General features: G+C 68.6%; 10 protein-coding genes. 7 read left to right on the plus strand and 3 right to left on the minus strand.

Annotation, left to right across the window (positions count from 1 at the left end):
* Positions 1 to 31 precede the first annotated feature (31 nt).
* The 4 genes from ABGB19_RS01505 to ABGB19_RS01520 are packed head-to-tail and all read left to right on the plus strand — an operon-like array spanning position 32 to position 4,889.
* Positions 32 to 1,036 (plus strand): NAD-dependent epimerase/dehydratase family protein, encoded by a 1,005-nt coding sequence (locus ABGB19_RS01505; protein WP_347684660.1) that lies wholly within the window; start codon positions 32 to 34, stop codon positions 1,034 to 1,036.
* Positions 1,033 to 3,258, plus strand: coding sequence for an acyl-CoA dehydrogenase (locus ABGB19_RS01510; protein ID WP_347683263.1), 2,226 nt, complete (start codon positions 1,033 to 1,035; stop codon positions 3,256 to 3,258). The genes ABGB19_RS01505 and ABGB19_RS01510 overlap by 4 nt, the downstream gene beginning before the upstream one ends.
* 8 nt (positions 3,259 to 3,266) lie before the next feature.
* The gene (locus ABGB19_RS01515; RefSeq protein WP_347683265.1) at positions 3,267 to 4,475 is read left to right on the plus strand and encodes a thiolase family protein; all 1,209 of its coding nucleotides are present in this window, start codon (positions 3,267 to 3,269) and stop codon (positions 4,473 to 4,475) included.
* A 3-nt stretch (positions 4,476 to 4,478) separates the two neighbouring features.
* Positions 4,479 to 4,889, plus strand: coding sequence for an OB-fold domain-containing protein (locus tag ABGB19_RS01520; RefSeq protein WP_347683267.1), 411 nt, complete (start codon positions 4,479 to 4,481; stop codon positions 4,887 to 4,889).
* Positions 4,890 to 4,916: 27 nt separating this feature from the next.
* On the opposite strand, the gene ABGB19_RS01525 is transcribed toward ABGB19_RS01520, so the two are convergent.
* The 3 genes from ABGB19_RS01525 to ABGB19_RS01535 form a co-directional block, all read right to left on the minus strand.
* Complete coding sequence (locus tag ABGB19_RS01525) at positions 4,917 to 6,395, minus strand: DUF222 domain-containing protein (protein WP_347683269.1); 1,479 nt, start codon at positions 6,393 to 6,395, stop codon at positions 4,917 to 4,919.
* 153 nt (positions 6,396 to 6,548) lie between these two features.
* On the minus strand, positions 6,549 to 7,166 hold the full coding sequence (locus tag ABGB19_RS01530; protein ID WP_347683271.1) for a TetR family transcriptional regulator: 618 nt from the start codon (positions 7,164 to 7,166) through the stop codon (positions 6,549 to 6,551).
* A complete protein-coding gene (locus tag ABGB19_RS01535) occupies positions 7,153 to 8,484 on the minus strand; it encodes an aromatic ring-hydroxylating dioxygenase subunit alpha (protein WP_347683273.1) in 1,332 nt (443 codons plus the stop codon). The genes ABGB19_RS01530 and ABGB19_RS01535 overlap by 14 nt, the downstream gene beginning before the upstream one ends.
* A gap of 90 nt (positions 8,485 to 8,574) precedes the next feature.
* On the opposite strand from ABGB19_RS01535, the gene ABGB19_RS01540 reads away from it, so the two are divergent.
* From ABGB19_RS01540 to ABGB19_RS01550, 3 genes are all read left to right on the plus strand, one after another.
* Complete coding sequence (locus ABGB19_RS01540; protein ID WP_347683275.1) at positions 8,575 to 10,383, plus strand: amidohydrolase family protein; 1,809 nt, start codon at positions 8,575 to 8,577, stop codon at positions 10,381 to 10,383.
* 325 nt (positions 10,384 to 10,708) lie between these two features.
* Positions 10,709 to 11,389, plus strand: coding sequence for a PAS and ANTAR domain-containing protein (locus ABGB19_RS01545; RefSeq protein ID WP_347683277.1), 681 nt, complete (start codon positions 10,709 to 10,711; stop codon positions 11,387 to 11,389).
* 114 nt (positions 11,390 to 11,503) lie between these two features.
* Positions 11,504 to 11,869 (plus strand): STAS domain-containing protein, encoded by a 366-nt coding sequence (locus ABGB19_RS01550; RefSeq protein ID WP_347683279.1) that lies wholly within the window; start codon positions 11,504 to 11,506, stop codon positions 11,867 to 11,869.
* The last annotated feature ends 6 nt before the right edge of the window (positions 11,870 to 11,875 follow it).

Genomic DNA, 11,875 nt, shown 5'->3' on the forward strand with positions numbered 1-11,875 from the left:
GTCTCGTGACTGGGTGACGAGTCGAGGAGCCATGACGCCGAAGAAGCTCGTCATCGGCGCCAGCGGCTTCCTGGGTTCTCACGTCACCCGACAGCTGGTGGCAGACGGTGCCGACGTCCGGGTGCTGATCCGCGCGACCAGCTCGACGCGGGGCGTCGACGGGTTGCCCGTCGAGATCCAGTACGGCGACATCTTCGATCTGTCGAGCGTGCGCTCGGCGATGCGCGGCTGCGATGTCGTCTACTACTGCGTCGTCGACGCCAGGCCCTGGCTGCTCGACCCGGCGCCGCTGTGGCGCACCAACGTCGACGGCCTGCGCGGGGTGCTCGACGTCGCGCTCGAATCCGACCTGCAGCGCTTCGTGTTCACCAGTTCGATCGGCACGATCGGGCGGTACGCGACCGGTCTGGCCGACGAATCCACCGCTCACAACTGGCTCAATGCCGGTGGTGACTACATCCGCAGCCGCGTGGCCGCCGAGCAGATGGTGCTGCGGTACAGCAGCGAGAAGGGCCTGCCCGCCGTCGCAATGTGCGTGGCGAACACCTACGGGCCGGGAGACTGGTTGCCGACACCGCACGGCGGGCTGCTGTCGGCGGCGGCGCACGGCAAGCTGCCGTTCTACATCGACGGGTACGAGGCCGAGGTCGTCGGCATCGAGGACGCGGCCCGCGCGATGGTGCTGGCGGGACAGCGGGGCCGCGCCGGCGAGCGCTACATCGTGTCGGAACGGTGGATGAGCACCCGGGAAGTCCACGAGATCGGTTGTGCGGCAGTCGGGGGGGACCCGCCGCGGCGGCGCATCCCGATCCGGGCCATGTCGGCGATCAGCTATCCCAACAGCTGGCTGGCACGCCTGCGCGGCCGCGACACCAAGCTGACACCGATGAACATCCGGCTGATGCATATCATGACCCCGCTGGACCACTCGAAGGCCGTCCGCGAACTCGGGTGGGATCCCGCACCCACGCCGGACGCGATCGCCGCTGCCGCCCGCTTCTTCCGTGAGCCGCGGCGAGTCAAGGAGTCCCGATGACGCTCGCGTTGACACCGGAACAGAAGGAGCTCGCCGAATCGGTGGGCCAGTTCGCGCAGCGGCGCGCACCGCTGAGCGCGGCCCGTGACGCCTTCCAGACGCTGGCACAGGGCAAGTTGCCGGAGTTCTGGGACGAGTTGACGGCCAACGGGTTTCACGCCGTGCACCTGCCGGAGGACTGCGGCGGTCAGGGTGGGGAACTGCTGGACGCCGCGTGCGTGCTCGAGGCGGCGGGCAAGGCGGCGCTTCCGGGACCGCTGCTGCCCACGGTGACGGCGGGCGCGGTCGCGCTGCTGGCCGAGCCCACCCCCGCCGCGGCGGCCCTGCTGGCCCGGCTCGCGGGGGGCGCACCGGCCGCGGTGGTGCTGCCGCAGACCGCGAGTCTGCACGCCGGGGCCGACGGTGACCGGTGGATGATCACCGGGGAATCCGACGTGGTACCCGGGATATGTTCGGCGAGTGTCGTTCTGGTCGCTGCCCGCACCGACGACGGCTGCCCGCTCTGGGTGCCGGTCGAGACCGCGCACGCCGCGGTCAGCGTCGCACCGGTCGACGGCACGGACCTGTTGACCGATCTCGGAGTCATCCGACTCGACCGGTATCCGGTCGCCGCGGCCGACGTCCTCGGTGGCATCGACGCCGGCCGCGCGGAGTTCACCGCCGTCGCGCTGACCGCGTGCATGTCGGCAGGCATCGCACAGTGGTGTGTCGCGGCGGTGACCGAACACCTGCGTACGCGCGAGCAGTTCGGCACGGTCATCGGCACCTTCCAGGCCCTGCAGCACAGCGCGGCGATGCTGTTGGTCAACACCGAGTTGGCCGAAGCGGCGGCCTGGGATGCGGTCCGGGCGGCCGGCGAGCCGAGCGACCAACACCAGATCGCCGCGGCCACAGCGGCGTTGATGGCGGTCGTGCCGGGACCTGACCTCGTCCTCGACGCGCTGACGATGTTCGGCGCGATCGGGTTCACCTGGGAGCACGACCTGCACCTGTACTGGCGACGCGCCACCAGCCTGGCCGCCTCGATCGGCACCAGGAGTCGATGGGCCCGGCGGCTGGGCGAACTGACGACCACCGGCGAGCGCGACTTCTCCGTCGACCTCGGCGGCGCCGAAGCCGAGTTCCGCAGCCGGGTGGCGCGGACGTTGGACGCTGCCGCCACGCTGGGCAACGACGGGCCCGGCCGGCAGGGCGACTACGAACATTTTGCCACCGGCCCGCAACGAACGGCGATCGCCGAGGCGGGGCTGATCGCCCCGCACTGGCCCAGTCCGTGGGGTGTCGACGCCTCGCCCCTGCAGCAACTCATCATCGACGAGGAGTTCACCAAGCGGACCACCCTGGTGCGGCCGTCGCTCGGCATCGCCGAGTGGATCCTGCCGTCGGTGATCCGCGCCGGCTCGACGGCGTTGCAGGACAGGCTGATTCCGCCGACCCAGCGCGGTGAGCTGGCATGGTGCCAGCTGTTCAGCGAGCCGGGCGCAGGCTCGGATCTGGCGGCGCTGGCCACACGGGCGACCAAGGTCGACGGCGGCTGGCGGATCAACGGACACAAGATCTGGACGTCGTCGGCGCAGCGGGCGGACTACGGCGCGCTGCTCGCCAGGACCGACCCGTCCGCCCGCAAACACCGCGGCATCGGCTATTTCATCGTCGACATGCGCGCAGCGGGCGTCGAGGTCCAGCCCATCAGACAGGCTAGCGGCGAGTCGGAATTCAACGAGGTCTTCCTCACCGACGTGTTCGTCCCCGACGACATGCTTCTCGGCGAGCCGACCGGCGGATGGGCGCTGGCCATCGCCACGATGGCCGAAGAACGCACCGCGATCAGTGGATACGTCCAGTACGACCGTGCGGCGGCCCTGCGGCGGATCGCCGCGACCCCCGCCGAAGACCGTGACGATGTGGTGCGCGAACTAGGAGAGCTCGACGCGTACGCCAACGCGATCAAGGCGCTGGGCGTGCGGGAGACCATCAGGCTGCTCGACGGCCAGGCATCCGGCGCGGCGTCGAGCATCGCCAAGGTGGCGATGAACGTACTCCTGCGCCGCACCTTCGCGGCCACCCTCGGGGCGACCGGCCGGTTGGCGATGACCGCCGATTCCGATCCGTCCGTCGTGCAGCCGTACCTGAGGGTGCCCGCCGAGCTGATAGGCGGCGGCACCAAGGAGATCCAGCTGAACATCATCGCCCAGATGATTCTCGGCTTACCCCGAAAGTAGGACACCGGATGGGATTACGCGGAGAGGCCGCGATCGTCGGCTACGTCGAACTGCCGCCCGAGCGGATGAACAAGGCCGCCCCGGCGCCGTTCACCCTGGAGCAGTGGGCCGAACTCGGCGCGGCCGCGCTGCAGGATGCGGGCCTGCCGGCCGAGTTGGTGAACGGCATCGTGACATCGCATCTCGGCGAGTCGGAGATCTTCGTACCCTCGACGATCGCCGAATATCTGGGCGTGGGCGCCAATTTCGCCGAACTCGTCGACCTCGGCGGGGCCAGCGCCGCGGCCATGGTGTGGCGGGCGGCAGCGGCGGTGGAATTGGGGTTGTGCGATGTGGTGCTGTGCGCGCTGCCCGCCCGCTACCTCACGCCGACGTCGGAGAAAAAGCCGAAGCCGTTGGTCGACGCGGTGTTCTTCGGCTCATCGAGCAACCAGTTCGGTTCTCCACAGGCCGAATTCGAGATCCCCTATGGCAACCTCGGGCAGAACGGGCCCTACGGGCAGGTGGCCACCCGCTACGGTGCGGTCTACGGCTACGACGAGCGCGCCATGGCGAAGATCGTCGTCGACCAGCGGGTCAACGCCAGTCACACCGACGGCGCGATCTGGAAGGACAAGCCGGTCACCGTCGAGGACGTACTGGCCAGCCCCGTGATCGCCGATCCCCTGCACATGCTCGAGATCGTGATGCCGTGTGTCGGCGGCGCCGCAGTGGTGATCGCCAACGCCGATGTCGCCAGGCGGGCGCGCCACCGTCCGGTGTGGATCAAGGGATTCGGTGAGCATGTGCCGTTCAAGACGCCGACTTACGCCGCCGACCTGCTGAGCACCCCGATGGTGCAAGCCGCCGAAACCGCGTTCGCGATGACCGACCTGACGCGTGCAGACATGGACATGGCGTCGATCTACGACTGCTACACGATCACGGTGCTGTTGTCGCTGGAGGACGCCGGGTTCTGCGAGAAGGGCAAGGGCATGCAGTTCGTCGCCGACCACGATCTGACGTTCCGGGGCGACTTCCCCCTCAACACCGCGGGCGGACAACTCGGTTTCGGGCAGGCAGGACTGGCGGGCGGCATGCACCACGTCTGCGATGCCACCCGTCAGATCATGGGCCGCGCCCGGGGGGCGCAGGTTGCCGACTGCAACCGCGCGTTCGTGTCGGGCAACGGCGGGATCCTGTCCGAGCAGACCGCGCTCATCCTCGAAGGAGACTGACCGGTGATGACCTTCGAACGGCCGATGCCGGTCAAGACACCCACGACCGCACCCTTCTGGGATGCGCTCGCGCAGCACCGGATCGTCATCCAGTACGCGCCATCGTCCGAGGCGTACGTCTTCTACCCTCGGGTCCGTGCGCCGCGCACCCTGGCCGACGATCTCGAGTGGCGCGAGATCTCAGGCATGGGAACGCTCTACTCGTTCACGGTCGCGCGAAGGCCCGTCGGCCCGCACTTCGCCGACGCGGTGCCTCAGCTGTTGGCGATCGTGGAATGGGATGAGGGGCCCCGCTTTTCGACCGAACTGGTCAATGTCGAACCGGCCGAGCTGAAGGTCGGGATGCGGGTGCGACCTGTGTTCTGCGACTATCCCGACCACGACGTGACGATGCTGCGCTACGAACCTGCATAACGCGTAGGCCCGAAAAGCCAAACCCCCTCAGAAGGGTGGGGGTTGGTTGTGTTCGGCGAGGCGTTGGTCGGCGTGGGGTTGGTTGTGTCGGCGTTCGGCGGCGATGGCGTGGGCACGGTTTTGGGCGCGGGTTCGTTTGCGGCGCGGCATCTTCAGGCAGCGCACGGCGTCGTCGAGCACCTCGACCGAGTGGTCGATGACGGCTGGTGCGGTGGGTCGGCACAGCGTCGGGAACAACAGTCTGCTGCCGGGATACGTCGTATATCTCTGCCCGCTTGGTGCGATCCAATCGACTGTTCCGTCGGGATGCTGAAAGTCGCGCCACCTCCAGAACGTCTTGAACAAGTGATGTCTGCGGCACAGGCATTTCAGGTTCGACGCTTGGGTCGCCCCGCGCGGGTAGGGGGTGGTGTGGTCGATGTCGCAGTGGGTGGCCGGTTTACCGCAGCCGGGGAAGCGGCAGGTCAGGTCGCGACACCGGATGAACCACGCCAACACCGCCGAGGGGATGCGCCGCTTCTCCGGGGGAGCGTCGCCGGGGTGGATGACCGGGCGGCGTTGGGCGGTGGCCAGTTTGGCGGCCACGACCGGGGCGGGCAGGACCGCCCCGCTGTCGATGACATAGCCCGGCCCGCTGGGAGTCGTGCCGGCGGGTTCGTCGTCGGGCTCGTGCCCGTCGAGTTGCGCCGGGGTCGTGTCATCGACGGTGTCCTCGCCGGCCACGACGTGCACCACCACCGCGGTGGCGGTGGTACCGGCGGCGGGGCAGTCGTCTGACCCGCAGGCACACGGCAGGCTCTGGGCGCCCTGGAAGACCGCGGTCATGGCGTCGGTGCGGCGTTGGTCGGGGGTGCGCGGATCCTGGTCGCAGACGGCGGCGGCCATGGCGTCGAGGCGTTGGTCGATCAGCTCGCCGTCGTGGGCGTAGACGTAGCCTTCGATCGAGGCCAGTCCGGAGCCGTCTTTGGGGTTGTGGATCTCGATGCAGCGTTCCCGAGACGACGTTTGCGCGCGGCGCACCGCGGCCGGGTCGAAGCGGTCGACCCAGAAGTCGATCGCGGCGTGCAGTCGCTCCACCGACAGCGTCGTCCAGTCGGACACGTGGGCGGCGACCTGCTCGTCGACCTGGGCCAGCACCTGCGGGTCTTGGATCAGCCAGGTCCGCGTCACGATCGCGGTGACCATGCGGTAGGTGATGGCCCCGGCCAGGAACACAGCGTTGACCCGCGGGAGGCGATCACGCAGCGCGACCGCGACCTCCAACTGCGCCGCCGCCATCCCCAGCGACACGTTCTGGGCGGGGGCGATCTCGGCGGTGACCGCGGCGTGGTTGTCCAGGATCCACTGCTCCCGCTCGGCCGACCCGTCGGCGGCGTAGGCCCGGTCGAGCACATCGGCGGCCGCCGCCAGTCGGCGCGCGCAGGCGGCGTTCTCGACGCGCGCCCACGCCCCCACCGCCGCGGCATCCCTGGCGGAGCCGGCCGCGTTGACCAAACACTCGAACATACGAGCGAAACTACTCGGCGATCATGACGTGCAGGACACGTCAACCCGCCCGACAACGCCCGCCTGTGGATCCATTCGCCATTGGGGACAACCCGGTGAAATGGCGAAAGGGTTCAGGAAGCCCAAGCGGAAGCTCAGGCTGATGCGGCTTTGCTACAAGCGCCGCAGCGGTGCCAGCATCGCCTCCAGCCCGTGGTTGAAAACGGCGTCGTAGTCGGTCGGCGACTGCAACGCCTCGACGAGCGCGCGGTCGGGCCAGTCGTCGGTCCACAACGACGGGTCCTCCTCGTCGTGCTTCTCGCCGCGCACCGCGGAGAACTGCATCACCGCAGAAGAAATCACATATACCTCGATCGCCCGTAGCACAAGCGCGGCGTCGGTCCCGGTGACGGCGATCTCGGCCAGTTGCGCGGCCAACGTCTGCTGGATCGGCAGGAACAACCGCGGTGTCTTGTCACGTTCGTGGGCGATCGCCAGCAGGTGCTGCCGGTCGATGAGCACCCGCCGCTGCGCGTGCGCGAGCGACGCGATCCGGTCCACCGCCGTGTCACCCACGACCGGAAGACTCGCCATCTCGTCGAGCAACCGGTCGACCAGGCTGTCGAAAAGCTTGTCCCGCCCTCCCACATGCCAGTAGATCGAGGTCACCGCCACCCCGAGCGCCTCGGCCAGCCCGCGCATCGAAAAGCTCTGCACGCCAGACGTTTCGAGCATCCGGGCCGCGGCGTCCAGGACAACTTCGGCGCTGATGGCCTCCCTACCGGCGGTCACCGGACTCACCTCCGGTCATCCGCTCGCTCTGCGGCAGGTCCAGGTAGCGCTCGAGGTTGCGGTGCATGTTGATCACGCGGCGCTCCTCGCCGGACAACGTCAGATGGGTGAAGCCCGGCTGGTGCAGGCCGCGTTGCAGGCCTGCCAATACCGAGATGTCCTGGGTCAGAACCAGACCGGGGTGCGCCTCGGCGGCGGCCATCCGCACGTCGACCGGCTTGGTGCGCGGGGCGCCGGGCGGCATCCGCGTCCACAGCATCATCACCAACTCGCCGTGGTCGGGATCGGGACCCGGATGCGACGTCATCACCGTCAGGTGGTCGGCGTTGGCCAGCAGCGTCATGTTCGGGAACACGTTGTACTGGTGCAGGCGCATCACCTGCTCGGTGTCCGCCCAACTCAGGTCGACACCGCGGGAGGCGGCGAACGCCCGCGTGCGTGCGGCGATCAGATCGGTCACCGTCGCGCCGGGCTCCCGCTGCTCGGGCATCGGGGTGCCCTCCTGCGCACCCATCAGCGCGCCCTGGGTGCAGACGTAGGCGTCCCACACCTCGCTGTCGCTCAACCGGTCTTTCAGCTGTGGGCTCTGCACACCGTAGAGCTGCTCGGACTTACCGGTGTGTCCCCAGATCGTCTGCGGGGCATGCACATCGTCCATGCATCGGTGCAGCTCGGGATGCAGCGTCTGGATGTGGTAGGTCTCGCTGTACCCGTCGGCGATCGTCTTCCAGTTCGCGTCGACGTCGATGGTCATGGTCGCGTAGCAACGGAAGTCGCCGAGCCGGCACCATGCGATATCGTCGGGCACCGTCTCCAGGTAGTCGAGCAGCGGCATCGCGGCCACGTCGAGATTGACGAAGACAAGCCGCTCCCAGGTGTCGACGGCGACGGCGGCGAGGGGAAAGTCGCTCAGGCGCAGGGCCCCGAACCCCTTGCGATTGGGGACCCGCTTGAGTGCTCCGGCCAGGTCCCAGGTCCACCCGTGGTAACCGCACCGCAACTCGCGCAACTCCGAACCCGAGCCGGCGCACAGCGCGTTGCCGCGGTGCCGGCAGGCGTTCTGAAAGGCCCGAAGCACGCCGGCGTCGTCCCGGACGATGACGATCGAGAGAGCGCCACAACGATATTCGAAGAAATCGCCGGGCTCGGCCACGTGATCGATGGTGCAGGCGAGCTGCCAGACCCTCGGCCACATCCGCTCGGTTTCGAGCCCGGCGAACGCCGCCGAGTAATAGCGCTCGGCCGGCACCCGGGTCGGGCGCGCGGGAGGCGTGTCGATGGCATCCTCGCCGCGGAAGTCCCGCGCTGTGTGCGTCACGATCGGTCCTCCCGAACTCCGCGCCAACAGTCTGTAACGGTGTTACAGTGCCAACCCTAACGGCTCGCACGCGCATTCGGAGGAGCAATCGTGTTCGACCTGAAGATCACCGGTGGAACCGTTGTCGACGGCACGGGCGCCGACCGGTTCGGCGCCGACATCGCCGTCAAGGACGGCAAGATCGTCGAGGTCTGTCGCCGCGGACCCGGTGACGCTGCGCTGCAAGGCGACGCGGCCGAAACGATCGACGCGACGGGCAAGATCGTCGCGCCGGGCTTCGTCGACATCCACACCCACTACGACGGCCAGGTCAGCTGGGACAGTGTGCTCGAGCCGTCGAGCAGTCACGGCGTCACGACCGTGGTCGCGGGCAACTGCGGCGTCGGCTTCGCGCCGGTGCGGCCCGGCACCGAGCAGTGGCTCATCGAGCTGATGGAGGGCGTGGAGGACATCCCGGGAACCGCGCTGTCGGAGGGGATCACGTGGGGCTGGGAAAGCTATGCGGAGTACCTCGACGTCATCGGCAAGCGCGAACTCGCCGTCGACATCGGAAGCCAGATCGCCCACGGCACCGTGCGCGCCTACGCGATGGGGGAGCGCGGCGCGCGCAACGAACCGGCGACACCCGAGGACATCGCCACGATGGGCCGACTGGTGCGCGAGGCCGCCGAGGCGGGCGCGCTGGGGTTCTCGTCGTCGCGCACGCTGGCGCACCGCGCGATGGACGGCGAGCCGGTGCCCGGGACGTTCGCCGCCGAGGACGAACTGTTCGCCCTCGGCCGGGCGATGGCCGCGGGCGGTGGCGCCGTCTTCGAACTGGCGCCGCAGGGTGCGGCGGGAGAGGACATCGTCGCGCCGAAGAAGGAGCTGGAGTGGATGCGCCGGCTCGGCGCCGAGATCGACTGCGCGGTGAGCTTCGCGCTGATCCAGGTCGACGCCGACCCGAACCTGTGGCGAGAGCAGCTCGACATCTCCGCGGCCGCCCACGAGGCCGGCAGTCGGCTGCACCCGCAGGTCGCCGCGCGCCCGTTCGGGATGCTGCTCGGCTTCCCGGGCCACCACGCCTTCACGCACCGCCCGACGTACCGGCGGCTCAAGGCCGAATGCAGCCGCGAGGAACTCGCGGCCCGGCTCGCCGAACCCGCTGTCCGGCAGGCGATTCTGGCCGAAGAGGATCTGCCGGTCGACCCGAACGTCCTGTTCGACGCCATGTTCGCGTTCGCCCAGCACTCGGCCGACCGCCTGTACGCGATCGGCGAGCCACCCGATTACGAGCCCACCACGGACCGCACCGTCGCCGCGATCGCCAAAGAACGCAGCGAGGACGTCCTGGCCACGATGTACGACCTGATGCTCGAGGGCGACGCCGGCGCGATGCTGATGCTGCCGATGTTCAACTACGCCGAGGGCAATCACGACGCGATCCGCGAGATGATGACCCACCCCGCCGGCGTACTCGGACTGTCCGACGGCGGCGCCCACTGCAGCATGATCTGTGATGCGTCGTATCCGACCTTCCTGCTGACGCACTGGGCGCGCGACCGCCACCGCGGCGCGAAGCTGCCGCTGGAGTTCGTGGTGCGCAAGCAGTCTCACGACACCGCGCAACTGTTCGGGCTCACCGACCGCGGGGTGCTCGCGGTCGGTAAGAAGGCCGACGTCAACGTCATCGACATGGAGGCCTTGACGCTGCACGCGCCGACGATGGCCTACGACCTGCCCGCAGGCGGCAACCGCCTCGTGCAGGGCGCATCCGGCTACGACGCCACCATCGTCAGCGGTGTGGTGACGCGGCGCGGCGGCGCCGACACCGGAGCGCGGCCGGGCCGCCTGGTGCGCGGGCCCGCTGAACCGTCTAACTGTGAGAACGCTGTCAATTCGCGCGGACCCCTCGATTGACAGATAACAATTTGACAGGCTAGATATACGACACACGAGACGGAGTTTGTAACGCACGGCTTCTCCGTCGGCCGGTTCGAACGCAGCAAGGGCGGGGTCGTGAGCAAGCGTCTGGCAGCCCGCGGTTCCGGTGAACCGGACGCTGCCGCCGACGCGAAGCGATCGACGATCGCCCATACGGCCTGATGATCGCCGCGATGTCGGCGGCGGCTCGCCGGCATCCTGCCCGAGGTCGCCACCACGCGAGCCTGAGTCGTCCCGGCCGAAAAAGTGACGCCGGTTGCGATCGCCCTCGAGGTGGCTCCGGCAATGCGATCATGGTCAGATGTCGAAGCCGGAGCTGGCGGACAGCCCAGGGCGATCCGACTCCGGCCGGGCGCTCGCCGACCGCAATGTCGGCACCTTCCGCTTCTGGTTCGTCGGCCAGCGGTGGGAATGGTCCGACGAGGTGACCCGGATGCACGGATACGAACCCGGCACCGTCGTGCCGACCACCGAGTTGTTACTCGCGCACAAGCATCCCGACGACCGCCGGCACGTCGAGGACCTGCTCGACCACTCGCTGCACTGCGGTGGGTCGTTCTCCAGCCGCCACCGCTTCATCGACACCTCCGGGCGGGTGCACACCGTCGTCGTGCTCGCCGACCGCATGTTCGACGACAACGGCGCGGTGATCGGAACCGAGGGCTACTACGTCGATTTGACCGACACCTTCGCCCAGACCCGGCGGCAGGCTCTCGACGACTCGCTGCCGGAGCTGCTGCATGCACGCGCCGCGATCGAGCAGGCCAAAGGCGCGCTGATGCTGGTCTACGGCATCGACGCCGACGCGGCGTTCGAGTTGTTGATGTGGCGGTCGCAGCACACGAACACCAAATTGCGCGCGCTCGCCGCTCAGATCGTCGCCGAACTCGGGACCATCACCTCCTCGGACAGCCTGCGTCAGCAGTTCGATCACCTGTTGCTCACCGTGCACGACCGCGTGGGCGTTCCTGGTCGCGAATAGGCAGGTCAGCGCACTGAAATGGGCATCACAGCTGAAATCGACGCAGTCGGGGTATCCACTGCGGCATGACAGCTCGAGACGCACGGCAGAGATGCTGGTGACGGGTGGCTGACCATGACGTCACTGGAGGTCAGCCGCGATGTTCGCGACACCGCCGTGGTGGTGTCTGTCGGCGGAGAAGTGGACTCGGGAAGCGTGCCGACGTTGATGCCCCACCTGGACGCCGCCCTGGAGGTCGCCGGAGCACACCCCACCAAGCTGGTGGTCGTCGAGATGGGCAAGGTCACGTACTTCGGCAGCGCCGGCCTGAACGCGGTGCTCGAATGCCACGAGAAGGGTTCGTCGGCGGGCGTCGCCGTGCGGGTGGTGGCACCGAATCCCGAGGTGTCGCGGCCCATCGAGGTCACCAAGCTGGACAAGATCCTGCGGCCGTACATGACCGTGGCCGAGGCGATCGCGGGAAGCGACGGGCACCGATGACCATCC

The sequence above is a fragment of the Mycobacterium sp. B14F4 genome (genome assembly GCF_039871645.1).
Lineage (GTDB): Bacteria > Actinomycetota > Actinomycetes > Mycobacteriales > Mycobacteriaceae > Mycobacterium.